We start from the raw sequence: 24,942 nt of genomic DNA, 5'->3' as shown, positions 1-24,942 counted from the left end.
CCTTCACATCCCACTTTTCCAGGCGGCCAGCCCCTTCCCCAGGGCTGGGCTGCTCACACCACCAGCCTGTGCGGCTTCTGCACCAGTTCCTTGAACGCCTTCAGCCATTGCGCTGCAGCGGCGCCATCAGTGGCGCGGTGGTCAACGGAAAGGGTGGCCGTCATGACGGTGGCAATAGCCAGGGCGCCATCACGCACCACAGGGCGCTTTTCACCAGCAGCGACTGCCAAAATGGCAGCTTGCGGCGGGTTGATGATGGCGCTGAACGACTTCACCCCCATCATGCCCATGTTGGAGATGGAGAAGCTTCCCCCCTCATATTCAGCTGGGCGGAGCTTGCCTTCGCGGGCGCGCTTGGCCAGGTCGCGCGCTGTAGTCGCGATGTCGCGCAGGGAGAGGGTGTCGGCGTTGCGGATAACAGGCGTGATGAGCCCGTCAGGCACAGAGACAGCCATGGAGATGTCGATGTCACTGAAAGCCAGCATCTCCGTCTCCGTGAACTGCACGTTCAGGGCCGGAACCTTTTTCAGCGCCAAAGCAGAAGCCTTGATGAGCATGTCATTGACGGAGATCTTGGCCCCTTCCTCCATCAAAGCGGCGTTGAGCTCCCCGCGCAGCTTCAGGAGGGCGTCCAGCTCCACATCCACAGAGACATAGAAATGCGGTACCTCCCCCTTGGACTGCGTCAAGCGGCGGGCGATGGTGCGGCGCATGCCGCTGTGGGGGATGCGCTCCACAGGGGCTGCGCTTTCAGACCTGCCTGGGGCGGGCTGAGCTGAGCTTGGTTTCTTCTGAGGAGCTTGCGCAGGCGCTGGCTTGGGCTGGGGGGCGCGCAGGCGCTCTTCGACATCGCGCCGCAGGATGCGCCCCTTTGGCCCTGTGCCTGTTAGGGAATCAAGCGCGATCCCTTCTTCACGCGCAAGGCGGCGGGCTAAGGGGGAGATGAAAATGCGCGTCCCTTCCACCAGGCGGCGCCCCAAATCAGCCATGGCGCCTGTGGCCCCTGCTGGTTTCGCGCTTGGCACAGCGTTTGGCGCACTGGGGCTGGCTGGCTGGGCGGCCTGTTGCGGTGACTGCGGCGTGGCAGCGCCCTGGGGGACTGTAGCCTCCTCCCCTGAAACCAGCGCGATGGGGGTGTTGACAGGAACGTCCGCTGTGCCTTCAGCGACCAGGATCTTCTCCAACACGCCTTCGTCAATGGCTTCAACGTCCATCACGGCCTTGTCGGTCTCGATCTCGGCGATGATGTCGCCAGGTTGGACGTTGTCACCTTCCTTTTTCAACCATTTGGAAAGGGTGCCTGCCGTCATGGTGGGGGAGAGGGCAGGCATGAGGATTTGAATGGACATTAGGCTTCATCCCTGAACTGCTTGCGCACGGCCTCAACCACCCATTCAGGCTTGGGAAGGGCCATTTGCTCCAGATTGGCGGCATAGGGTAGCGGCACGTCAATGCCGCACACGCGCGCTGGCGGCGCGTCCAGCCAGTCAAAGGCCTGCTCTGACACCATGGTGCAGATTTCAGCGCCGATGCCCGCCACAGGCCAGCCCTCCTCCACAGAGACGAGGCGGCTTGTGCGCTTGACGGAATCAATGATGGTTGCGCTGTCGAGCGGGCGCAGCGTGCGCAAATTGATGACCTCGGCCTCGATGCCTTCCTTGGCCAGCATCTCGGCTGCTTCAAGCGCTACCCCGACCATGATGGAGAACGCGACCAGCGTCACATCACGCCCTTTACGCTCCACCTTGGCTTTGCCGATGGGCAGGATGAACCCTTCATCCACGGGGCAGGGGAAGGTCTGGCCGTAGAGGATCTCGTTCTCCAGCACGATGACAGGGTTATCATCGCGGATGGCGGCGCGCATCAGCCCTTTGGCGTCAGCGGAGGACCAGGGGGCGACCACCTTCATGCCTGGCACGTGGGCGTACCAGCTGGCGTAACACTGCGAATGCTGGGCGCCAACGCGCGCTGCAGCACCGTTGGGGCCGCGGAACACGATGGGGCAGTTCATCTGCCCACCAGACATGTAGCGCGTCTTGGCAGCTGAGTTGATGATGTGGTCCATGGCCTGCATGGAGAAGTTCATCGTCATGTATTCAACGATGGGGCGCAGCCCAGCAAGCGCAGCACCCACGGCCATGCCGGTGAAGCCGTGCTCGGTAATGGGCATGTCCACAACGCGCTTGGGGCCGAATTCATCAAGCAGGCCTTGGCTGATTTTATAGGCGCCCTGGTACTCCCCCACTTCCTCGCCCATCAGGAAGACGTCAGGGTCGCGGCGCATCTCCGCCCCCATGGCCTCGCGCAGGGCTTCGCGCACGGTGATGTCCTTGGTGGGGCCCCAGTCTTTTTCAGCGCTCGCTTCAGTGCGTGCAGGGGCAGCAGCTGGCTGGTGGGAGGCTGGCACGCCCTGGCTCTCCCCAGAAGCGGTCTGGGCAGTTTCCCTGGGCTGGCTGATGGCGGCTGCATCGGCCTCACGCAGGTCGTTGAGGAGCTTTTCAGCAGCTGAGCGATCCTCCCCAGGGGCGAGGAGGACGGCCACAGGCTCATCAACAGCGACGTCCTGCTGGCCGTCCTCGATGATGTAAGGGCCCATGACGCCGTCTTCGGCAGCTTCCATTTCCATCACGGCCTTGTCGGTCTCGATCTCAGCGATGATGTCGCCTGCCTTGACAGGTGCGCCAGGCTTGACCAGCCAGCGCGTTAGCGTGCCGTGGGTCATGGTGGGGGAAAGGGCGGGCATCCTGATGTAATGTGCCATGGTTCAGTCCTCCGTCACCACGTCTGTCCACAGCTCAGCAGGGGCCGGCTCTGGGCTTTCCTGCGCGAAGGCTGCGGCGTCATCGACAATGGCTTTGATTTCGGCAGCCGTGGTGGTGAAGAAGGATTCATCCACGCCGTCAGCCTGGAGTTCGCGCTTCAGGCGCTCAATGGGGTCGCGCTCCTGGCGGGTGGCCTCCACCTCCTCACGCTTGCGGTAGCGCCCTGGGTCGGACATGGAATGGCCACGGTAGCGGTAGGTGTCCATCTCAAGCAGGTAAGGCCCTTTGCCTGTGCGGCAATGGTCCATAGCTTCTTCCACAACGCTGTGGACGGCCTGAACGTCCATGCCGTCCACGCGCTTGGCGGGAATGCCCCAAGGCTCGCCCAGCTTGGTCATGTGCGCCACTGTGGAGCTGCGCTTGAGGGAGGTGCCCATGGCGTAGCGGTTGTTCTCAATCACGAACAGGCAGGGCAGCTTGAGAAGGGCAGCCAGGTTGAAGCTCTCGAAAACCTGGCCCTGGTTGGCAGCGCCATCGCCGAAATAGATGATGGCCACTTTGCCGTCACCCTTGTAGGCGCTGGCGAAGCCAAGCCCCGTGCCCAGCGCCACTTGCGCGCCCACGATGCCATGGCCGCCATAGAACTGCTTCTCGCGCGAGAACATGTGCATACTACCCCCCTTGCCGTGGGAGTAGCCGTCCGTGCGGCCCATCAGCTCCGCCATGACGCCGCGCGGAGTCATGCCAGCGACCAGCATCTGCGCATGGTCACGGTAGGAGGTGATGGAGCGGTCACCCGGCTCCATGCACAGTCCGATGCCAACGGCGATGGCTTCCTGGCCAATGTAGAGATGGCAGAAGCCGCCAATCAACCCGCGCCCGTAAAGCTGCCCTGTGCGTTCCTCAAAGCGGCGCAGCAGAAGCATGTCCCGCCAGGCGTCCTTGAGCTGCCCTACCGACAGGCGGCCTTTGGCCTTCCTGCCTGTCGCTGCCATGTCATCCATTCGCCTGCTCCTGTGTTTTGGTGGTGGCTATGGGTTTGGCACAGCGCAGCCCCGCTGGAAACACCACGCAGCCCCCTAGGCTGCAAACGCCCAAGCGCTGCGTAGCGGCGGGGGCCTGCGCGCCAAACCACGCCAGGGCTTTGGGCGCCCTGGCCTTTGGTGGCATTGTGCCTCAAAAGGCGCGCCCCCAAAAGTCAGAAACCGAGAAGCCCGCGCGCAGCCAGCCCGGGGTCCAGCTTTTCAAGCAGCGCCTCCCCCACGAGGACGGCGCTTGCGCCCACCGACTGCACCAGTTCCATATCCTTGCGCGTTTTGATGCCACTTTCAGAGATGATGATTCGGTCAGGCGGCACCAGCGGGGCCAGTTCAAGGGTGGTTTGGATGTTGGTCTGCAGCGTGCTGAGATTGCGGTTGTTGATACCGATGAGGAAGCTGTCATAAGCAAGGGCGCGGTTCAGCTCCTCCTCTGTGTGGACCTCGATCAGGACGTCCATGTCCAGCCCCTTGGCCAGCGCGATGAGGTCGGCTGCGTGGCTTTCATCAAGGATGGCCAGGATGATGAGGATGCAATCAGCCCCGATGAGGCGGCTTTGCGCCACCTGCCAAGCGTCAATGATGAAGTCCTTGCGCAGCATAGGCAGCGTTGTTGCGGCGTGGACAGCCTCAAAATCCTCCACGCTGCCACGGAAACAGGAGCTTTCAGTCAGCACGGAGAGGCACGTTGCCCCCGCCGCCTGGTAAGCTTTGGCGATGGAGACGGGGTCGAAATCCTCCACAATCACCCCAGCTGAGGGGGAGGCCTGCTTAATCTCAGCGATGAGCCCCAAGCGCCTGTCAGCCGTTACGCGCTGCAGCGCCTGGCCAAAGCCACGCGTGGGGGTGGTCATCTCCCGCGCCTTGGTGAGGATTTCCTTCAGCGGCATCACGCGGGAGGCTTGCTCCACATCCAGGCGAATGCGCGCCAGGATGCGCTCAAGCAGGTTGTCGCCTTTAGAGGGGGCGGGGGCCTGGGGCGTTGTACCTGGCCCCTGCTGGTGGGCAGCCGACATGGGGTCCGTGGTGGCTGGGCTTTCAGCAGCCCTGCTTCCAGGATTTGGGGTGGGGCTTTCCTGCGCTGGGCGCTCAGCCGGTGCCTGCCCTGCGCCTGACATGCCCTCCGCAAGGCCAGGCTGGCCTGCGGCGGTGCCTTCGGGAAGGCGGGTTGCAGTCTGTCGGAGGGATGAAGGAATCATGTGTGATCTCTGGTTTCTGCCCTGGGGAATCAGCCCCGTGGGCTGGGAAGGTGCTGCGCTTTCAAACGGTTCCAGCCGGCCCGATGGCCCGCGCTGCCTTAAGCGCCCCATAGGCCTTGCCGCTGTCAACTGCTTGCGCGGCCAAGGCCACATTGCGCTTGAGGGCTTCAGGAACCACATGGCCGCTGGCAAGGATGTTGCCCCTGCCAGCGACATGCAGCCCCAAAGCCGCGTTAAGCAGCACGGTGTCTCGGTAACTTCCTTTTAAGCCCTTCAGAAAGGCCTGCAAAGCCATAGCGTTATGCTGCGTGTCCCCCCCGCGCACTGCTGCGACCGGCGCAGGCGCCAGCCCAGCCATCTCAGGCCGGATGGTGCAGGTGGTGGTTGTGGGCACCCCATCAGGCCCCCTTTGGGCCAGGACAAGGGTTGTGGGACCAGCCAGGGTGGCTTCGTCAAGGGGGCCTTCATCAGTTTGGCCGCACAGCACGCCAACACTGCAGGCCCCTTGTGCTAGCAGCGTCTCAGCCATGGGTTGCAGCCAGCGCTGGTCGCACACGCCCAGCATCTGCCTGCCCACGCGGGCAGGGTTACACAATGGTCCCACCAGGTTGAGGAGCGTGCGCACCCCCAGCGCGCGGCGCAAGCCAGCAGCGCGCTTCATGGCGCCGTGGTGGCGCGGCGCTGCCATGAAAAGCAACCCCTGGCTGGCCAGGCGCTGGGCCATGGCGTGGGGGGTTGGGTCTTCCACAACGCCCAAAGCACCCAGCACATCCGTAGAACCACTGCGCGATGACTGCGCGCGGCCGCCATGCTTGGCCACAGGTACCCCCAGGGCTGCCAGCACAAAGGCCGTGGCTGTGGAGACGTTGAGCGTTCCCAGCCCATCACCACCTGTGCCGCACACGTCTAAAGCGTTTTGGCGCAGGGCCTCCGGCAGGGGGACGTTCACCATGGCAGCGCGCATGGCCTGGGCAGCGCCAGCCAGCTGGGGCTGGCCTTCCCCCAAAGCGGCCAGGGCGGCCAGGAAGGCGCCCATGGCGACATCACTGACGTCACCAGCTATGAAGCCCTCAAAAAAGCGGCATGTGGCCTCCTGCCCAGGCAGTTTGCCTGCCATCAGCGCCTGCAGGGGGTTGGGGCCTAAAGCAGGTTTGGGGCTGGATTCGGGGCTCGATTCCCCTATGGGCCGTGCCGTTCTGGCCTGTTTCATGCTGGCGCTGTGCCCAGCTGAGCCCCAGCCTGGGCAGGCCCAGCTGCAGGCAGGAATTTAGGCTGCAGGCCAGCCAGCCTCATGAAATTGGCCATCAGCGCCAGCCCGCCTTCAGAGGCGATGCTTTCAGGGTGGAACTGCACGCCGTGGATGGCGTGGTCGCGGTGGCGCACGCCCATCAAAACGCCATCGCTCGTATGGGCGTTGGGCAGGAGGGTAGCTGGCAGGCTTTCAGGCGCCACCACCAAGCTGTGGTAACGCGTCATAGGCACGTTTTGGGGCAGATTGCTGAAAACCCCCGTGCCGTCATGGTTGATGGGGCTGACCTTGCCATGCATGGGTTCAGGCGCGCGCACCACCCTGGCCCCGAAGGCCTGGCCGATGGCCTGGTGCCCCAAGCAGATGCCCAGCAGCGGCACCTGGCCTGCTGCGGCCTTGATGAGGTCAAGGCAGATGCCGGCGTCATCAGGGGTGCCAGGGCCTGGCGAAATCACGATGCCATCTGGCTTCATAGCCAGGGCCTCAGCTACGCTCAGGCTGTCATTGCGCCTGACGGTGCATGGAGCCCCCAAGGCTGCGAAGCCATGGACGATGTTGAACGTGAAGCTGTCGTAATTGTCGATGAGCAGAATCATGCCCCAGCCCCTTCGCTTTTCCCGGCCCCGCCCCTTTGGGTGTGGCCCTTCACCCCGCCCAGGCTGGCCGCCATAGCCACAGCGCGCTCAGCCGCTGTGAACAGGGCACGGGCCTTGGCGCGCGTTTCCTCATATTCGGCCTCAGGGTTTGAATCAGCGACAATCCCAGCGCCTGCCTGAACATACATGGTGCCGTCCTTCACCACCGCCATGCGCAAGCCAATGCAGGTGTCCATCTCCCCATTAGCCCCAAACCAGCCAACACAGCCCGCATAAGGGCCGCGCTTAGTGGGTTCCAGCGCTGACAGGATCTCCATGGCGCGGATTTTGGGCGCGCCCGTCAGCGTGCCTGCGGGAAAGCCTGCGCTCAGCGCCTCCACTGGGCCGACATCCCCTCGCACCTGCCCCGTTACCATGGAGGTGATGTGCATGACGTGGCTGTAGCGTTCCACAGCGAAGCTTTCAGGCACGCGCACTGTGCCGGGACGGGACACGCGGCCAACATCGTTGCGGCCCAGGTCAAGTAGCATCAAATGCTCTGAACGTTCTTTGGCGTCCGCTAGGAGTTCGCGCTCCAAGGCTTCATCCTCCGCCTTGGTGGCGCCGCGCCGCCTGGTGCCGGCTAGGGGGCGTACGGTCACCTCCCCCTCCTTCAGGCGCACCAGGATCTCTGGCGAGGCCCCTACAAGGGTGTAATCGCCTAAATCCATCAAGAACATGAACGGCGAAGGGTTGATGCGCCGCAAGCTGCGATAAAGCGCCAGGGGGGAGAGGGGGAAGGGCGCTTGGAAGCGCTGGCTCAGCACGATCTGGAAAGCATCGCCAGCAGCGATGTGCGCCTGAGCTTTGGCAACGCCTTCCAAAAAGCGCCCCTTGGTCATGTTAGCCTCAGGGTGGGCCAGCGTGCTGCCAGGGGGCAGGCTTTCAGCCAAGGCGCTGGCGTTGAAGGGGCCGTCCAAAGCGGCCTCCGCCTCATCAAGTAGCGCTGCGGCTGCCTCCTCCCCAGCATGTTCAGGGGCGCCAGGCTGGGGGGCGCGCACAGGCACAGCCAAGGTCAGCTCATCACGCACGGTGTCGATGACGGCGAAAAGCCGCGGCCGCACCATGATGGCCTCAGCCAGCCCGACATCATCAGGGGGGGAGGGGGGCAGGCGTTCCATCTGCCGCACCATGTCGTAACCTAGAACACCGCACAGCCCACCCACCACGGCCGGCATGGCTTCAGGAAGGTCCATCTGGCTTTCAGCGATCAGGGCGCGCAGCGCGTCCAGGGGGGGCTCCGCCTGGACCTTGCCGTTGCGCGTTGCCACGCCGTCCTGGCAGCGCCAGATGACGTCAGGCATCAGCGCGATGATGGAGTAGCGGCCCCTGGCAGCCCCGCCTTCAACGCTTTCCAGGAAAATGCGGTGCGCGCCTTGCCCTTTCCGCGTGGCCAAAGCTGACAGGCGCATGAAAACTGCCAGCGGCGTCAGCAGGTCGGCAGAACGTGTGCGGTAGAGGATTTTGCTCATGATCTCATAATAAAGGGGGACGTGATGAAAAGTGATGAAAGGTGGCGGAGCTTCAAGAGGCTAGGAAGGGTAACTGAGGTGCGGCCGCCCTGGCGTGGCTCCCACGTCATATGGGTTTGGGGATCTACCTTGAGGGGGCGTTTTGGCGGCCACCCCAAGGCATTTTTGGCCACCACCCCTATGCGAAGGCCCAGCATAGGGCGCCCCTAGCGGTGGAGCCAGTGGATCAAGGCGCTGGCGGCAGGCCAGCCTGGCCCAGGGCAGCGCGGCTTGTGCTGGCAAACAGCGCCGGGTTGAAGTGGGTAGGCGGTTTCTCCCGTGTGTAGCCCAGGCCCAGTGTCTCCAGCAAATCCTCATGAAGGCCCGCATTAAGGCGCGCTACTAGGCGCGCACGCAAAGCCTCCTCATCCACAGCTTCCATGGCCGGCCTGGCGGTAGCGCGCAGCACCCAATAGGCGCCGTCATCCTCAATCATGGTGGCATGACCCACAGGCAGCGCCATGGCGGCTTCCACTACCCTGGCGGGGTAAGGGGGCCTGGCCAAGCGCGAGAAGACGACCCCTGCCTTGTACGTGCCCACGCTAGCGGGCATGGTGGAAGCGCCCTGGCGCAGGCGCCCTTGGCGCGCCAGCAGGTAAAGGGCGGTGGCGCGCTCATTCTGGGCGTGGCGCTGGCCTTGGCGCTGCCAGGCTTCCAGAACGGCAGGGCGCGCCTGTTCGAAGCTGCGCGGCGCGCTTGGCGTGGTGGCGTCCACCAAAACAGCGAAGGCCTCCCCCCCAGGGGTGATGATGACCGCTGGCGGCTGGCCAGGGCCCTGGCTGAAGATCTGCCGCACTATGGCGCGGCGCAGCGCGGCTGAACCAGGCAGAGGGGCTATGTGCCCGTCCTCCATGCGGCCTTCATGGTCAATCTCGCCAGAGGCTGCAACAGCGCCGATATCCGCTGGCACTTTGTCAAGCGCTGTTGAGGAGGCGACAGCCTCCTGCAAAGCGGCCACGTGCTCACGCAAAGCGGGTTCAGCCTGGGCTGTGCGCACCTCATCAAGAATTTTGGGGCGCGCTTGCTCAAAGGTCACCACATGGGGGGGTGCTGCATGGCTGGCGCGGAACACAGACCACCCAGCGGCGGTCTTCACAGGGCCAACCACCTGCCCCACAGGTGCCTTGAACAGCTGCTGGGCCAGCTGGGCGTCTGGCAAGTCCTCCTGGCGGGCATCATCAAGCACTACGGGGACCGCACCTTTGTAAGGGCGGGCGAACCCTTCAAGCCCGGCGCCGTTGAGGGCCGCGCTGGTTGCAGACTTGGCGCGCCAGGCCCGCGCCAGGTCGTTGGCCGCCTGCCCATCGCTGGCTGGGAAATTGACCAGCGCCAGCGAACGCGTGGTGGGCACGTTGTAATCACGCTTGCGCTCATCATAAATAGCGCGGAGGGTTTTTTCAGGAACGGTGATGGTTTTGCCCACCGTTTCCTTGGTCATGATGACGATGCGGGCATGGCGGTATTCAGGGCGCCTGAAATCGTCCTTGTGGTTATCGTAGAGGCGCTCCAGCTCCCCTTCAGCAGGGGCTGGCACGGAAGCTGGGGCCTGTTGGGGTAGGCGGGCAAGCTCCACCACAACGCGCAGGCCGTAATGGCGTAGGACGGGCGCCACCAGGCTTTCAGGCAATGTGGCGCTGTCCTCCATGCCAGCCATGATGCTGCCCATGAGCATAGCTGTACTGGTTTCCTTCACCAAGTCAGCGTGGGAAAGGTGGCTGCGCTCCAGCAAAGCGTTCATGCGGGCCGGGTCGAAGCGGCCATCAGCCCCTTTGAATTCAGGCATGGCCATGACAGCCTCCCTGATGGCACCGTCGCCCAGCAGGAAGCCAGCACCTTTGGCCACGCGCCTGACTTCCAGCCCCAGGATGAGCTGGCGCAGCGCGCTGTTAGCCAGCTGCACCCGCATGGCTGGCGCGCCCAGGGCGGAAAGGGGCGCGCCCTGGTTGCGCATGTAGTTCACCTGCCTGACGATGGCCTGCCCAAGCTCTGGCGCTGTAATGGCAGCCTTGCCCACTTTGATGACAGCGTCAGGGGCGCCCATGTCGCCGCCAAGACCCCCCATGCCGACAAAAGTGCCGCCAAGGCCCAGGAATGCCAGGAAGCTTGCCCCAACCAGAAGGCGGCCAGCCCATGTCCCCACGAAAAAACGGCGCATGGCAGTGATCATGACGGCAGTAACAACCTTTCCTCGCAGCAAAGCGAACAGGGCGCGCCCAGGCAGCCCCTGCCCAACGCCCTGGGGGCTTTGTGCGGCAGGCAAGGCTGCCCTTGCCATGCCACAGGGCTTCTCAGGCAAGCAGTGGCCATGGTGGGCAAAGCGGGTTAAAGTCCGCCCAGCATACCGACAGCCTTGCTGATTGACCAGCACCCAAAGCCGACACCCCGGGAGGACGGAAACGCCATGAGCAAAGCCCCCACCACCATCTCACCAGACCACCAAGACCAGGCCGGCCAGGCTACCGCCCAGAAGGCGCCAGGGCCTGTGCGCTACGTTGTCGGCAACTGGAAAATGCAGCTGGAACACCAGCAGGGCATGAAGCTGGCCACAGGTATTGCTGATGGGCTGCGCGCTATGGGGCCCATCCCCGTCCAAACGGTGGTGTGCCCCTCCTTCACGCAGCTTTACGGCGTCCATGAAATCCTGGAGCACGCTGACCTGCCTGAGGATCGCTTGGCGCTTGGCGCGCAGGATTGCTACCCTGCCCCCTCAGGCCCGTTCACAGGCGACATCTCAGCGCAGATGCTGGCTGGCCTTGGTGTGAAGTACGTTATTTTAGGTCATTCCGAGCGCCGCCAAAACCACCATGAGACGGACGCCATCGTCCGCCAGAAGGTTAAGGCTGCCACGGCGGCTGGCCTGGTGCCCATCGTCTGCATTGGCGAACATTTGACTGAACGCAACGAAGGCCGCGCAGCCAGCGTCCTGGCCAGCCAAATTGAAGGTTCGCTGACGCGCGACTTCAGGGGCATGATCGCTTATGAGCCTGTCTGGGCCATTGGCAGTGGCGTCATGCCCTCCCGGCGGGAGCTGTGCCATAAGCTCAAGCTGATTTCGGCCTTGCTGCCCATGCACCTGACGGCAGACGGCCAGACCATCCCCTTGCTTTATGGCGGGTCGGTGACGGCGGCGCTGGCGCCCTCCATCCTTTCCATCCCCGATTTGGCGGGTGTCCTGGTGGGCAGCGCCAGCCTACAGGCCTCCAGCTTCCTGGGCATCGTCAAAGTGGCCGCTGACCTGCCCTTCCCTGCGCGCAGCTGAAGCAAGGCTGGCCAGGGCCAGACTGTCCAGATTGGGCTGGTCCTGTGTTGAACTAAACGCCCCACCCCCACCAACGCGCAGGCCGCCAGCCAGCTTGGCAGCCTAGTTAAGGGAACATGCTAATCCATGACCACATTCCTGCTCATCCTGACGATGATCGTCTCACTGGCCCTCATCGGGGTCATCCTGCTGCAGCGCAGCGAGGGTGGCGGTCTTGGCGGCATGGGTGGTGGCGGTGGCGCTGGCTCCTTTATGACGGGGCGCGGCACCACTAACCTCCTCACCCACTCCACCGCCGTCTTGGCGGGGCTGTTCATGGTGCTGTGCCTGGGGCTTGGTATCATGGATAAAGGCGCTGCTGGCGGGGGTGGGCATGACATCCTCTCCACCAAAAGCTTGACCCAAGCAGCAAGCCAGCCTGGCACGGGCAAGGGCGCTACGCAGCCTGCGCCAGCTCCCCAGGCGCCGCAACCAGCCCAGCCTGCGCGCTGAACGCCGCCCACCTATAAGGGCTGCCACCTCCAAGGCCAGCGTTGAAGCGCTGGCCTTTTTTATGTGCTGCGCCTTTCTTTTCCCAACCCCTCAAGCACCGCAAGCAAGATGGCTTGAAACTATTATTCTGGCTTAAAACCGCGCCCCAAAGCCCGCCAATACCGCTAAGGCCCCTAGGGGGGCTTTGCCCACAACCGCTTTTCCGGTTATGGGAAACGCCCATGACGCGCTACGTATTCATCACCGGCGGGGTGGTCTCCTCGCTTGGCAAAGGCATTGCAGCGGCTGCCCTGGCAGCCCTCCTCCAAGCTCGTGGGCACAGTGTGCGCATGCGCAAGCTTGACCCTTATCTGAATGTCGACCCTGGCACGATGAGCCCTTACCAGCATGGTGAGGTCTTCATCACCGATGACGGTGCCGAAACCGACCTCGACCTGGGCCATTATGAACGCTTCACAGGCGTGCACGCCCGGCGTTCAGATAACACCACGACTGGGCGCATTTATTCCAACGTCATCGCGCGGGAGCGCCGGGGCGACTACCTGGGTGCCACCGTGCAGGTCATCCCCCACATCACTGATGCCATCAAGGAAACCATCGTTGCCGACACGGAGGATTACGACTTCGTCCTGGTGGAGATCGGCGGCACGGTGGGTGACATTGAAAGCTTGCCCTTCCTGGAGGCCATCCGCCAGCTGCGCAACGACATCGGCCATGACCGCACCATGTGCGTGCACCTTACCCTGCTGCCCTATATCCCCACAGCGGGGGAGCTGAAAACAAAGCCAACGCAGCATTCCGTCAAGGAATTGCAGAATGTCGGCATCCAGCCCCAAATCTTGCTTTGCCGGTCCGACCGTGCCATCCCCCACTCTGAGCGGCAGAAAATCGCCAATTTCTGTAATGTACGCTCTGAGGCAGTGATTGCCGCGCTGGATGTTGATACCATCTATGCCTGCCCTATCGCCTACCATGAACAGGGGATGGACAGGGAGGTCCTGCGCTATTTCGGCTTGCCCTTCGACCAGAAGCCTGACCTCTCCCGCTGGGAGCGCATCGTTCACGCCATCCGCCGCCCCTCAGGCGAGGTTCGCGTAGGGATCGTTGGTAAGTACACAGCCCTCCTCGACAGCTACAAATCCCTTTCAGAAGCCCTTCTTCATGGCGGCATCGCTAATGACGTGAAAGTGCGGATGGAATGGATCGATTCAGAGACGCTTGAGGAGCCAGGCGCCCCAGAGCGCCTTCTGGGTGGGCTGGACGCCATCTTGGTGCCTGGCGGCTTTGGTGAGCGCGGCGCCCAAGGCAAGATCGAGGCCGTGCGCTTCGCGCGTGAGAACAACATCCCCTTCCTGGGCATCTGCTTTGGTATGCAGATGGCCGTGATTGAGTGCGCGCGCGCCCTGGCTGGCCTGCCTAACGCCACCTCAAGCGAGTTCGGCCCCACAGATGAACCCGTGGTGGGGCTAATGACGGAATGGGCCCAGGGTGATGAGCGCCTGCGCCGCAGCGAAGGGGACGATCTGGGCGGCACCATGCGCGTTGGCGCTTACCCAGCCAAGCTGGCTGCAGGGTCGCGCGTGGCGCAAGTCTATGGCAAGACGGACATCATGGAACGCCACCGCCACCGTTGGGAGGTCAACAGCCGCTACCGCGATGCTTTGGAGCGCGCTGGACTGAAGTTCTCAGGCACTTCCCCAGACGGTGTCCTGCCAGAGGTGGTGGAGTACCCAGACCACCCTTGGTTCATCGGCGTTCAGTACCACCCGGAGCTCCTCTCCAAGCCATTTGACCCGCACCCGCTGTTTGCTGGCTTCGTCAAAGCCGCCAAGGAGCGCCACGCCCAGGGCCAGAAGGCCTGAAGTTGCCAGGCGCCAGGGGGCCTGGCAGGCCCCTTTGACGGGTTAGGAAAGGATGAATCATGGCCAACCAAGCTTCCACCTCCCGCACCGTCACCCTTGGCACGGGGGCTGCCGCGCTCGCTGTCAGCCAGGACAGGCCCTTCATCCTAGTGGCTGGCCCTTGCCAGATCGAATCGCGCGCCCACAGCCTGGAGATGGCCGAAGCCCTCAAAGAGCTGTGCGGCAAGCTCGGCCTTGGCCTTGTGTTCAAAAGCAGCTTCGACAAGGCCAACCGCACGTCCCTGGCCAGCCAGCGCGGCGTGGGCATTGAGAAGGGGCTGGAGATCCTGGCTGAGGTGCGCGAGAGCCTCTCCCTGCCTGTGCTGACGGATGTCCATGACGTCCAGCAATGCGCTTTGGCTGGGCAGGTAGCTGACGTTCTCCAAATACCCGCCTTCCTGTGCAGGCAGACCGATCTGCTGCTGGCGGCGGGCGCTACAGGGCGCGCTGTCAACATCAAGAAAGGCCAGTTCCTTGCCCCAGGCGCCATGGAGCACGCCGCAGCTAAGGTGGCCTCCACCGGCAACCAAAGCGTGATGCTGTGCGAACGCGGCACGTTCTTTGGCTATGGCCAGCTGGTCAACGACATGCGCGCCCTGCCCATCATGGCGGCCAGCGGCTGGCCTGTGATGTATGACGCCACCCATTCCGTCCAGCAGCCAGGCCATGGGGCGGAGACCATGGGCCAGCGTTCGTTCGTGCCCCCCTTGGCGCGCGCTGCGGTGGCTGCTGGCATCAGCGCCCTTTTCCTTGAAACGCATGAAAACCCCACCAGCGCCCCTTCTGACGGGCCAGTGATGGTGCCGCTGGCGGCCTTGCCCAACCTACTTGAGCCGCTTGTGGCGTTAGACAAGCTGGTGAAGTCCCCTGCTTTCAAAAACCAGATGGCCCTTTGCCAGGAAGGGCTGAGCCTGTAAGCGTTGGCGCCCTGAAGGCCAGCTGGGAAGTTTGGGAAAAAGCGTTTGAGGAGGCTGCCCTAAGTCTGGGCGCTTTATTAGCGTGACGTAGTTGGGGGGGCCTGTTGGTGTGGCGCACTATCGCACCCTCAAAGCCCCTCCCCATGACTTCCCCAGCAGCGCTGCCTGTGCGCAAAACCGCATGACGGACCCCCGCGCTATGCAGGTCCCCTGCCAGCCTGCCACCAGCTCAACCCCCATGCCCCACCCCCTGGCGAATCCTGGCAACCGCTCCTGAACCGCCATTCGCCAGCCCTTCCCGTGCGCCTTCTTCCCAAGATGTGGCGTAGGTGCCTTACCTTGACACGTTGCGGGGTGGTGGGCCCTCTGCCGTCTGTCAAGCCCCCCCACCCCCTGAAAGCGCCAGACCGTGCCCAAACGCTGGTCCGCCCCGCAAAAGCATGAATTGACGCCAAGGCCACGATTTGAGACTTGATAGGAGTGTAAGCGGATGAGGCCGCCCCTGCTGGGCTGCCTGCACTCCGTCACAGAAAGTCAGGAGAAATCCCTTGAGCGCTATTATTAACGTCCTCGGACGTGAGATTCTGGACAGCCGCGGCAACCCCACCGTTGAGGTTGAAGTCACCCTTGAGAGCGGCGTCACCGGCCGCGCCGCTGTTCCCTCAGGCGCTTCCACCGGCGTGCACGAAGCCGTTGAGCTGCGTGACGGCGACAAAAGCCGTTACGGTGGCAAAGGCGTCCTGAAGGCTGTCAACGCCGTCAACACCGAAATCGCTGAGACCATCATCGGCATGGACGCGGAACACCAGATCCGCATCGACATGGCCATGATCGAGCTGGACGGCACCCCCAACAAGGGCCGCCTTGGCGCCAACGCCATCCTCGGCACCTCCCTGGCCGTTGCCAAAGCCGCTGCTGAGGAGCTGGACAGCCCGCTGTTCCGCTACGTTGGTGGCACCTACGCCCACGTCCTGCCCGTGCCGATGATGAACGTCATCAACGGTGGCGAGCACGCCGACAACGCCCTGGACTTCCAGGAATTCATGATTCAGCCTGTCGGCGCCCCCTCTTTCGCTGAAGCCCTGCGCTGGGGTGCGGAAATCTTCCATCAGCTGAAGAAAGACCTGAAGGCCGCCAACTTCAACACCAACGTTGGTGACGAAGGTGGCTTCGCCCCGAACTTCGGTTCCGCCGACCAGGCCCTGGATGCGCTGATGAAGTCCATCAAGGACGCTGGCTACAAGCCTGGCGAGCAGGTCATGATCTGCATGGACGCGGCCGCTTCCGAGTTCTATGACGCCAAAACCAAGATGTACACGCTGAAGGGCATGAACAAGTCCTTCACCTCTTCTCAGATGATCGACTACCTCGAGCAGCTGGTGAACAAGTACCCCATCTCCTCCATCGAGGACGGCCTGGCTGAGGACGACTGGGACGGTTGGGTTGAGCTGACCAAGCGCCTGGGCAAGAAGGTGCAGCTGGTCGGTGACGATCTGTTCGTCACCAACCCTGTCCGCATCCTGGAAGGCATCAAGAAGGGCGCCGCCAACGCTGTGCTCATCAAGGTCAACCAGATCGGCTCCCTGACGGAAACCCTGAAGGCCATCGATGTGGCTCACAAGGCGGGTTACAAGTGCGTCATGAGCCACCGCTCTGGCGAAACTGAGGACACCACCATCGCTGACCTGGCTGTTGCCACGAACTGCGGCCAGATCAAGACCGGTTCCCTCTCCCGCAGCGACCGCATCGCCAAGTACAACCAGCTTCTGCGCATTGAGGCTGGTCTTGGCACTGCTGCTGAGTACGCTGGCAAAAGCATCCTGGGCCTTTTCTGAGCCCTGCCGTCAGCCTTGCGCCCCTCTAAGGGTGCTTGGGTGATGTGATGCCGCCAGGCGCGCGCTTTGCGCGCTTGGCAGCCTGCAGCAAAACCCCCTGCCTTTACGGGTGGGGGGTTTTCTTGTGCCCAGCCTGCTTGCCTGGTGCGCCCTGCAGGGATGGTAGGGAACGCCCCATGCTACGGTGCTGCAGCGCTTTTTTTCACAGTCTTTTCAGTTTTTTCACAGTTCAAGTCAACGCCACCTGTGCCCTCCCCCCTGAGGAGGGGCGGTTGGGGTGTGGGGTGGAGCTGGAACGCCATCAGGCCTTTGAGTACTGCGTGGCACCGGACAGTGTGCACTATGCCAGGCTGGCGTTCTGGCCCTAGCGCGGCAAAGCACCCCTAAAGCGCCTGCTGGCCAGGTGCAGAGAGGGCTAGCACAGCCAGCAGCTAACTTGCTTGGTGGGGGGTCGGGGTGGCGCCTGCCGTATTTCCCACCACAAACCACCCTTGCCAGCTAGCCTCCAAGCGGACAGAGTGCGGACAGCGGACATATGAGGGGCTGTGACAGCCTGCAGGGTGGAGGAAACCGTGACCAGGTGGCGTTTACAATTCTGGGCGCTGTGCGTGCCTGTGCTGCTTCTGTTGGTGGTGGTTTATTTCTTCAACAGTGCTTTGCTGGGCGCACGCGGGCTTGAAGCCTACAAAAAACAGCAAAGTTACGAGGGGCAAGCCCACCAGGCCTTGCTTGACGCCCAGTCGGAACAAAGCATTTGGCAGCGCCGCGTGCGCGGGCTGAGTGCCGCCAGCCTGGACCCGGACCTGCTTGATGAGCGCAGCCGCGCCATGCTCAACACAGGCCACGACAATGAGCTTGTCATCCCTTATGGCGCTGATGGTAAGCTGTTCTGAATAACCAGGCCTGACTGCTTCCCAAGCCCCAACCCCAGCGTGTGCTTGAGGGGGTTGGGGTTCTGAAAAAAACTATGAAAAAGAACATGAAAAAAGCGCCCCGAAAGGCGCTTTTGCTTGCTTTGCTTGCCTGGTCCCCAGCGCATGGCGCCAGGGGCGTGGCGTGAAGCCTTATTTGATTTTGGCTTCGCGGAACACAACATGCTTGCGCACCACAGGGTCGTACTTGCGCAGTTCCAGCTTGCCTGTGGCTGAACGGGCGTTCTTGCGCGTGACGTAGAAATAACCGGTGTCGGCTGATGAGACGAGACGGATCTGAATAACGTTGGTCTTGGCCATAATATCCTCGAGGCACAGGGTTCGCCTGGCAGGGCGCGCAGGCGCCATGACACCGCGCAGCTACGCTCGCGGGTATTGCTGGGCGCACAATGGGGATTTTCAGCGCTGTGGTCAAGCCCGCGCCAGGATTCTTTGCCAAAGCCTTGCCGCACCATGGCTGGGGCTGCCCACCCCACGGCCTGGCGTTTGGGTGGGCTTCACATGTAGTCAGCGCTGGCGCGCAGGTAGCTCCACCCCGTCCAGAGCGTCAGGGCAGCTGAAAGCCACAGCAGAACGGAGCCGATGCCAACAGCAGGAATCCAGCCCAAATGGAGCGGCGCCAGCAAGGTGGCCGTTTGGTCGCCAGCCACCAGGAAGCCCAGCGCCACCATTTGCAGCCCTGTTTTCCACTTAGCAGCGCGGGAGACGTGAATAACTTTGCGCCCCGCCATGAATTCCCGCAGGCCGCTGACGGTGATTTCGCGCATCATGATGATGATGGCGGCGTAGAGCGCGCCATAAGCATAGCGGTGGATGGCAGCCAGCATGATGAGCAGCGCCCCCACCAGGAGCTTGTCAGCGATGGGGTCAAGCATACGCCCAAGCTCGCTCTGCTGGTGGTAGGCACGCGCCAGGAAGCCATCAAGGTAATCCGTAACGCAGGCAGCCAAGTAGATGGCCAGCGCCAAGGCTGAACACCAGGCGGGCTCAAGCGAAAGGAGCAGCACCAGAAGGGGGATGATGCCAATGCGGAAAAAGGTCAGCAGGTTGGGCAGGTTCATCAGCATGGTTCCGTCTCAGGTGCTGGAGGCCGTGGTGGGCGCTGGGAGGATTTAAGCGCCATTTCCTCCGTTGCAGAACCCCCACCTAGGGATTTCTGCCCTGTTAGGGCGCCTTCCCCCACCAAGGCAGGCTGGAAATTACCCCCACTCGCCAACATAGGGGAGGGAGCGCTGTCCCTGATCCATTCAGGATGGAAGTAACCATAGACCGATTGGGCGCTGGCGCCACTTAGCCCTGGCGTCTGGGCCAGTTCGTCCAAGCTGGCGTTGCGCACACCGCGCGCTGACCCAAAACGCGCCAAAAGGGCCTTTTTGCGCGCTGGCCCAATGCCTGGGATATCATCAAGGGCGGAGTGGACAAGCATACGCGAGCGCTTGGCGCGGTGGGTGGTGATGGCGAAGCGGTGGGCTTCATCGCGCAGGCGTTGAAGGTGGTAGAGCACAGGGTCGTGGGGGGGCAGCTGGAAGGGCACGCGCCCTGGCTGGACGAACCACTCCCGCCCAGCATTGCGGTCTGGCCCTTTGGCGATGCCCACAATGGGTACCCCCTCCACCCCCAGTTCAGCCAGCATGGCCTGCACAGCTGAGACCTGCCCAGCGCCCCCATCAATCAACAGCAGGTCGGGCCAATCGGCTTTGCGCGCTTCCTCCAGGCCCATTTTGGCCACGTGGCCAAAGCGGCGCTCCATCACCTCACGCATCATGGCAAAGTCATCGCCAGCCGTCACAGGGCCACGGATGGCATATTTGCGGTAAGCGCGCTTCATGAACCCCTCTGGCCCGCCCACCACCATCACCCCATAAGGCGCTTGGCCTGAGATGTGCGAGTTATCGTAGGTTTCAATGCGCGCAGGGGGGTGGGGCAAGTTGAACAATACCCCAACGCGTTCCAGGATGTCCTTTTGGGCGGCACTTTCAGCCAAATGGCGCTCTATAGTTTCACGCGCGTTGCGCTCAGCGTGTTCCACAACGGCGCGCTTCTCCCCGCGCTGGGGCATGGTGACGCGCACACGCCCTTCACGCTGCAGGCCTAGGGCCTCCTCAAGCAAAGCTGGCTCCGCAGGTTGGATGTTAACGTGGATGTCGCGCGGGGGCGTTTTGTCGCTATAAAACTGCAGCATGAAGCTGGCCATGATCTCCGCTGGGGTCGCTTCGTCATCATGGACAGGGAAAAAGGGCCTGTTGCCGTTGTTGCGCCCCCCCCTGATGAACACCACCTGAATGCAGGTCTGGCCGCCTGCCTGCCAAAGGCCGAAAATGTCAGCCTCCTCAATCACGCTAGGGTTGATGGCGCCTGAGCGCCGCACGTCACCCAAAGCGCGCAGGCGGTCGCGCAGGGCTGCTGCGCGCTCAAAGGCCAGGGCCTCCGCCGCTTTCTCCATCTCAGCGTGGAGGTGGCGCTGCAAGGCCTGGCCACCATCGGCCAGGTAGGCTTTGGCTTCAGCTATGCTGTCGCGGTAATCACTTTGGGAGATGCGCCCCACGCAAGGGGCGGAGCAACGCTTGATTTGGTGCAGCAGGCAAGGCCTTGTTCGGGCGTTGAACACAGCGTCACTGCAGGTACGCAGCCCAAAGGAACGTTCAAGCGCTTGCTGGGTGTGCTGGGCTGCGCGCGTGCTGGCGAACGGCCCCCAGTACCAGGCCCCCTTCTGTTTTTTGCCGCGGTGGCGGGAAAGGCGCGGGAAGTCGTGCCCGCCCTCCAGCACCAGCCAAGGGTAGCTCTTGTCATCCTTCAGCAGGATGTTGAAATGCGGCTGCATCTGCCTGATGTAGTTGGCTTCCAGCAGGAGGGCTTCGGCCTCACTGCCTGTCACCACGATTTCCATGGCGGCTGTGCGCCCCACCATAGTGCTGATGCGCCTGTTGAGTTGCCCCAGGCGCGTGTAGGAAGCCACGCGCCGCTTCAGGCTCAGCGCTTTGCCAACGTAAAGCACCTCCCCCCCAGCGCCCAACATGCGGTAGACGCCAGGCTTGTCTGGTAGGGTGGCCAGAACGCGCTTGATGACGCCAACGCCTGTTTCAAGGGGTGTGGGCTTGGCAGGCTTGGCCTCAAGCGCTGCTATGGGGGCGGGGGGAGTGTGTGCGTTCATGGCGCCGCCGCAGGAAGAGGGCTTGCTATAGCCTGGGCTTGGTGGAGGGCGCGCAGAAAATTACCCCCCCAGAGGGCTGTGCGCTCGCTTTCATCAAAGCCTGCCGCCACCAGGGCTTGGTCAACCGCCATGGTCTGGTCAGCGCCCTGCCAGCCTTCAATGCCGCCGCCGCCGTCAAAATCAGATGAGATGCCAACATGCCCCACCCCCATCAGCCGCACAGCGTGGCGGATGTGCGCCACAAGGTGCCCAAGCCCCGCCTGCCCGCGCGCCAGGAAAAAGCGCACGGCGGCCACCTGTACAACGCCGCCTTGCTCACGCAGGGCCAGCAGCTGCTTGTCGTCCAAGTTGCGCGGGTGGGGGTGGAGGGCCTTCATGGCTGAATGGCTGGCGATGACGGGGGCTGTGCTGTGGCGCAGCGCTTCCATCATGGCTTGGGGGGAAGCATGGGAGACGTCAACCAAGACGCCAGCCTGGTTGAGCGCACGCACAGCCTCCCGCCCCAGCTCTGAAAGGCCGCCATGGGCTGGCGCACCCAGGCCGGCGCTGACGCATGAATCCCCCAGCAGGTTGTGGCCATTGTGGGTGAGGGTGACGTAGGTCAGGCCCCATTTTCTTTTTACCGTGGCGATGCGCCCCATGTCCTCCCCCAAGGCGTAGCCATTTTCCAGCGCTGGTAGGATGGCCACCTGGCCTACCTGGTGGGCTGCGCGCACGTCATTTGTGCTGTGGCAGAGGCGCGCTGTGGCTTGGCCTGCGCCCCGTGCCCTACTGCCGTTTACCCCGGTGCTGTTGGCCAGGGCGTGGATGGCACCCATCTGCGCTTGTAACCGCGCCCAGGCCGCCCCGTGGCCTTGAGTGTCCAGGGGGCCTTGGGGCACATAAGCAGCCAGCACGGCAGCGCCAAGGCCCCCTTCACGCGCCAGCGCTGGGGAAAACTGGCAGGGCTGGGGCGTTTCAAAAGGCGTTGTGGCAGGCAGGCCATGGCTGTCGCGCTCAGGCCAGGGCAGGTCAATGTGGCTATCCAGCCGCAGCATGGGCTTGGACACGGGAATGGGCTGGGGGCAGCTGGCAGGCCCCGCGCCTGCGCTGCTTGCGCCCTGCAGGGCGTTGGTTGCAGTGCCCCTCATGTTGCCTGTCCTGTCCATGCTGTGCCCTTCATCCATCACAAACTGCCCCAACGCCCTTTGCCCAGGCCCTGCCTTGAAAGCGACCATGACCAAGAAACTGCGCCTCCTGTCCTGGAACATCAACTCACTGCGCCTGCGCCTGCCCCAGCTGGCCCTCATCACCGCTGAAGAGGAACCAGACGTCATCTGCCTGCAAGAGACCAAAGTGCAGGACGCCGACTTCCCCTCTGAAGCCCTCAACGCCATGGGCTACACCCACCAGCTGTTCAAAGGCATGAAATCCTACAATGGCGTGGCCATCCTGGCCCGCCACCCCCTCAGACGGCTTGGCCACTATCCCCTATGGTGCGGGCGCGATGACTGCCGCCACCTGGCAGCATCCCTCACCCTTGGGGGACAAGCGCTGACGGTGCACAATTTCTACGTTCCCGCTGGCGGCGATGAGCCTGATGAAGGCGCCAACGACAAGTTCGCCCACAAAATGGCTTTCCTGAGGGAGGCGCAGGCCTGGTTCGCCGCCAACCCCGAACGCGGTGCCCTGCTGGTAGGGGACCTCAACGTGGCCCCTGGTCCTGATGATGTATGGAGCCACCGCCAGCTCCTCAAGGTGGTGAGCCACACCCCAGCTGAGACAGAGGCCCTGGAGGCCTGGTGCGCCACCACTTTCAGCGATGCCATGCGCCACCACCACCCAGCCCCTGCGCGGCTTTACACCTGGTGGTCTTACCGCAACAGGAACCGCCTTGCCTCAGACCGCGGGCGCAGGCTTGACCATGGCTGGGCCACGCCAGACCTGCTGGAGAGGGTGGTGGGGGCGCGCGTTCTGGAAAGCGTGCGCGATTGGGAACGCCCCTCAGACCACGTCCCCCTTCTGCTTGACCTCGCCTGGCCTGGCTGAACCTTGCTCCGTTGGGCTCAGCCCAGCTACGGCAGGCGCGGCTTCTGGGGCGCTTGGCGCGCCCTGCCCATGGCCGTGCCCTTCAGGGTTGGCTGCGCATTCAGCCACCACATGAAGGCTGACATTGTCATGCAGCTTCCGCTGCGCAAAGGGGGAAGCGAACGCCACCACTGTATCACCTGGTTGGAGGACGATGGCGCCTTCCTCAGCGGAATGGATGGCCAGCACAGCGCCACGCTTGACGACCAGCACCACCAGGGGCGGCGTGACCTCGTTCATCATGGCTGTCAGGACGGGCAGGTCGTCTGGGGTGACCTCAAGGCTGACGAAGCGCCACCCCTCCCGGTAGCGCTGGATGAAGTACATGTACGTCCATTCAGGCTGGCCAAGCAGGCGGCCGCGCGCGTCACGCGAAAGGCCGTGGTAGAAATCCAGCCGCGCCACGCCGGGGCTGACCTGGAACACGCGCTGCCGCCCCAGATGCGGCGCCAGGTGGGAGCACACCATGCCGTTATAAATGCAGTCCCCCGTAGCCGCGATGAGGTAGTCCACAGGGCGTTCCTCAAGGGCCTCCTCCCCGTGGGGGGAGAGGACTTCCGCGTGAAGGGTGGGCAGGCCGCGCCCCTGGGCCATGGTCAGGCCGCTTTGGCTGTCATCAACCAGCATGGCGGGGATGGAAGCTTGGCGCAGGCATTCCGCCAGGTCGATCGTCCAAGGGCGGGCGCCCACAATCACCACGGTGGGCTTGTTGGACATCGTTAAGTGCAGCAGGCGCGCCAGCGGCTTCAACGTCAGCCCGCTGGCCAGCATGGTCACAGCGATGACGGCGAACACGGCAGGGGTGATGAGGCCGCCACCAGGCACGCCAGCGCCCAGCAGCTTCATGCCCACCGTGCCAGCCACAGCTGCAGCCACGATGCCGCGCGGCGCCACCCAGCTGACGAACAGCCTCTCCTGCCACGTCATAGAGGAGCCGATGGTGGAGAGGGTAATGCCCAGCGGGCGCACAACAAAAGCCATGGCCAGCGCTAGCGCCATAATGGGGCCTGAGACGTCCGCCAGGACGGAGCGCTGCAAATCGGCTGTTAGGATGATGAACAGCACGGAGACGATAAGCACCACCAACGCTTCCTTGGTGCGGCGCAAATCAGCCATGCCGGGGATGTGGAAATTAGCGATGGCCACACCGAAGGCCGTCACCGCCACCAGCCCAGCCCCCTCTGCCAAGAGGGTGCAGGCCTGGTAAATAATCAAAATCATGCTGAGCAGGATGGGGACCTTGAAGATTTCAGGCACCATGTCGCGCGTGAACAACATTTTAAGCCCCCACGCCGCCACAACCCCTCCCATGGCCCCCAGGCAGGAAGCCCCCAGGGCACCGCTCAAATCATCCAGGCTCCAAGCCATGACGAGGTGATGGTGGTGGTGCCCAGCTGGCACTTGAAGCAGCATGATTTCCAGCACGATGCCAGCCAGGATGGCACCCACAGGGTCATTGAGGATGGCTTCCCAACGCAGGAAGGCGGCAATGCGCGGCTTCAGCTTAGCGTCACGCAGAAGGGGCATGACCACAGTCGGCCCCGTAACCACCACGATGGCGCCGAACAGGAGCGAAAGCCCCCAATCAAAACCAGTGATGAAATGGGCAGCTAACGCTCCAAGGCCCCAGTTGACGGGCAGCGCCAGCATGGTCAGGCGCGCGACCCCTTCGCCAGCCTCACGCAGCTGGCGAAAATCCAGCGCCATGCCGCCTTCAGCCACCACCACCGCCACCAGAAGGGAGATAAGCGGGCGGAACATGGGCCCGAAGAACTGCGATGGGTGCAGCAGCCCAAGCCCTGGCCCGAACAGCAGCCCAAGCCCGAACAGCAGGATGATGGCCGGCACCTTGAAGCGCCACGCCACAAGCTGCGCCCCCATGCCAGCGCCAAACGTGGCCAAAAGCCCGATGAGGAGTGCTGATTGCGTCAGAATGGCGGTTTCCCCCAAAGTGGCGCCAGGATGGCATGGGTTGTAACGTCAGGTGTGATGTGG

General features: G+C 63.2%; 20 protein-coding genes. 7 read left to right on the top strand and 13 right to left on the bottom strand.

The genetic code is table 11. From position 1 onward, the window contains the following. Positions 1-53 precede the first annotated feature (53 nt). The 8 genes from E3E12_RS07275 to E3E12_RS07240 all read right to left on the bottom strand — a co-directional run bounded on the left by E3E12_RS07275 (position 54) and on the right by E3E12_RS07240 (position 10,668). Positions 54-1,349, bottom strand: a complete 1,296-nt coding sequence (locus E3E12_RS07275) for a pyruvate dehydrogenase complex dihydrolipoamide acetyltransferase (protein ID WP_141443701.1) — start codon at positions 1,347-1,349, stop codon at positions 54-56. Next, positions 1,349-2,761 carry a pyruvate dehydrogenase complex E1 component subunit beta gene (locus E3E12_RS07270; RefSeq protein WP_141443700.1) on the bottom strand — a complete coding sequence of 471 codons (1,413 nt, stop codon included), beginning with the start codon at positions 2,759-2,761 and terminating at the stop codon, positions 1,349-1,351. The genes E3E12_RS07275 and E3E12_RS07270 overlap by 1 nt, the downstream gene beginning before the upstream one ends. A gap of 3 nt (positions 2,762-2,764) precedes the next feature. Next, entirely contained in the window at positions 2,765-3,766 is a 1,002-nt protein-coding gene (gene pdhA, locus E3E12_RS07265; protein WP_141443699.1) for a pyruvate dehydrogenase (acetyl-transferring) E1 component subunit alpha, read from the bottom strand. A gap of 194 nt (positions 3,767-3,960) precedes the next feature. Next, complete coding sequence (gene trpC / locus E3E12_RS07260; RefSeq protein ID WP_141444179.1) at positions 3,961-4,815, bottom strand: indole-3-glycerol phosphate synthase TrpC; 855 nt, start codon at positions 4,813-4,815, stop codon at positions 3,961-3,963. 244 nt (positions 4,816-5,059) lie between these two features. Beyond that, positions 5,060-6,208 (bottom strand): anthranilate phosphoribosyltransferase, encoded by a 1,149-nt coding sequence (gene trpD, locus E3E12_RS07255; protein ID WP_240810482.1) that lies wholly within the window; start codon positions 6,206-6,208, stop codon positions 5,060-5,062. After that, positions 6,205-6,843 carry an anthranilate synthase component II gene (locus E3E12_RS07250; RefSeq protein WP_141443698.1) on the bottom strand — a complete coding sequence of 213 codons (639 nt, stop codon included), beginning with the start codon at positions 6,841-6,843 and terminating at the stop codon, positions 6,205-6,207. The genes trpD and E3E12_RS07250 overlap by 4 nt, the downstream gene beginning before the upstream one ends. Next, on the bottom strand, positions 6,840-8,354 hold the full coding sequence (locus E3E12_RS07245; protein WP_141443697.1) for an anthranilate synthase component I family protein: 1,515 nt from the start codon (positions 8,352-8,354) through the stop codon (positions 6,840-6,842). The genes E3E12_RS07250 and E3E12_RS07245 overlap by 4 nt, the downstream gene beginning before the upstream one ends. 226 nt (positions 8,355-8,580) lie before the next feature. Next, entirely contained in the window at positions 8,581-10,668 is a 2,088-nt protein-coding gene (locus E3E12_RS07240; protein WP_141443696.1) for a peptidylprolyl isomerase, read from the bottom strand. 126 nt (positions 10,669-10,794) lie between these two features. Here E3E12_RS07240 and tpiA point away from each other — a divergent pair, with 126 nt between their 5' ends. The 6 genes from tpiA (at position 10,795) to E3E12_RS07210 (ending at position 17,690) form a co-directional block, all read left to right on the top strand. Then, entirely contained in the window at positions 10,795-11,652 is an 858-nt protein-coding gene (tpiA, locus tag E3E12_RS07235) for a triose-phosphate isomerase (RefSeq protein WP_141443695.1), read from the top strand. A gap of 126 nt (positions 11,653-11,778) precedes the next feature. Next, positions 11,779-12,144 carry a preprotein translocase subunit SecG gene (gene secG, locus E3E12_RS07230; RefSeq protein WP_141443694.1) on the top strand — a complete coding sequence of 122 codons (366 nt, stop codon included), beginning with the start codon at positions 11,779-11,781 and terminating at the stop codon, positions 12,142-12,144. A gap of 221 nt (positions 12,145-12,365) precedes the next feature. Next, positions 12,366-14,006: a CTP synthase gene (locus E3E12_RS07225; RefSeq protein WP_141443693.1), complete on the top strand. Its 1,641-nt coding sequence runs from the start codon at positions 12,366-12,368 to the stop codon at positions 14,004-14,006. A gap of 59 nt (positions 14,007-14,065) precedes the next feature. Then, on the top strand, positions 14,066-14,962 hold the full coding sequence (kdsA, locus tag E3E12_RS07220; protein WP_141443692.1) for a 3-deoxy-8-phosphooctulonate synthase: 897 nt from the start codon (positions 14,066-14,068) through the stop codon (positions 14,960-14,962). Between the two features lie 548 nt (positions 14,963-15,510). Further along, the gene (gene eno / locus E3E12_RS07215) at positions 15,511-16,797 is read left to right on the top strand and encodes a phosphopyruvate hydratase (protein ID WP_141443691.1); all 1,287 of its coding nucleotides are present in this window, start codon (positions 15,511-15,513) and stop codon (positions 16,795-16,797) included. A gap of 572 nt (positions 16,798-17,369) precedes the next feature. Next, positions 17,370-17,690 (top strand): septation inhibitor protein, encoded by a 321-nt coding sequence (locus E3E12_RS07210; protein ID WP_141443690.1) that lies wholly within the window; start codon positions 17,370-17,372, stop codon positions 17,688-17,690. A 171-nt stretch (positions 17,691-17,861) separates the two neighbouring features. On the opposite strand, the gene rpmG is transcribed toward E3E12_RS07210, so the two are convergent. From rpmG to E3E12_RS07190, 4 genes are all read right to left on the bottom strand, one after another. After that, on the bottom strand, positions 17,862-18,029 hold the full coding sequence (rpmG, locus tag E3E12_RS07205) for a 50S ribosomal protein L33 (protein ID WP_141443689.1): 168 nt from the start codon (positions 18,027-18,029) through the stop codon (positions 17,862-17,864). Between the two features lie 197 nt (positions 18,030-18,226). Beyond that, positions 18,227-18,796, bottom strand: a complete 570-nt coding sequence (gene pgsA, locus E3E12_RS07200) for a CDP-diacylglycerol--glycerol-3-phosphate 3-phosphatidyltransferase (protein WP_141443688.1) — start codon at positions 18,794-18,796, stop codon at positions 18,227-18,229. Further along, positions 18,790-20,880 (bottom strand): excinuclease ABC subunit UvrC, encoded by a 2,091-nt coding sequence (gene uvrC / locus E3E12_RS07195; protein WP_141443687.1) that lies wholly within the window; start codon positions 20,878-20,880, stop codon positions 18,790-18,792. The genes pgsA and uvrC overlap by 7 nt, the downstream gene beginning before the upstream one ends. Continuing rightward, positions 20,877-22,097 (bottom strand): dipeptidase, encoded by a 1,221-nt coding sequence (locus E3E12_RS07190; protein WP_240810481.1) that lies wholly within the window; start codon positions 22,095-22,097, stop codon positions 20,877-20,879. The genes uvrC and E3E12_RS07190 overlap by 4 nt, the downstream gene beginning before the upstream one ends. Between E3E12_RS07190 and E3E12_RS07185 the strand changes: the two genes are divergently transcribed. After that, the gene (locus E3E12_RS07185) at positions 22,096-22,908 is read left to right on the top strand and encodes an exodeoxyribonuclease III (RefSeq protein WP_141443686.1); all 813 of its coding nucleotides are present in this window, start codon (positions 22,096-22,098) and stop codon (positions 22,906-22,908) included. The genes E3E12_RS07190 and E3E12_RS07185 overlap by 2 nt on opposite strands. On the opposite strand, the gene E3E12_RS07180 is transcribed toward E3E12_RS07185, so the two are convergent. Beyond that, entirely contained in the window at positions 22,864-24,897 is a 2,034-nt protein-coding gene (locus E3E12_RS07180; RefSeq protein ID WP_350337576.1) for a cation:proton antiporter, read from the bottom strand. The two genes, E3E12_RS07185 and E3E12_RS07180, sit on opposite strands and share 45 nt — an antisense overlap. Between the last annotated feature and the right edge of the window lie 45 nt (positions 24,898-24,942).

The organism is Formicincola oecophyllae (assembly GCF_006542395.2).
Lineage (GTDB): Bacteria > Pseudomonadota > Alphaproteobacteria > Acetobacterales > Acetobacteraceae > Formicincola > Formicincola oecophyllae.
This window is presented reverse-complemented; position numbering and strand designations above follow the sequence as displayed.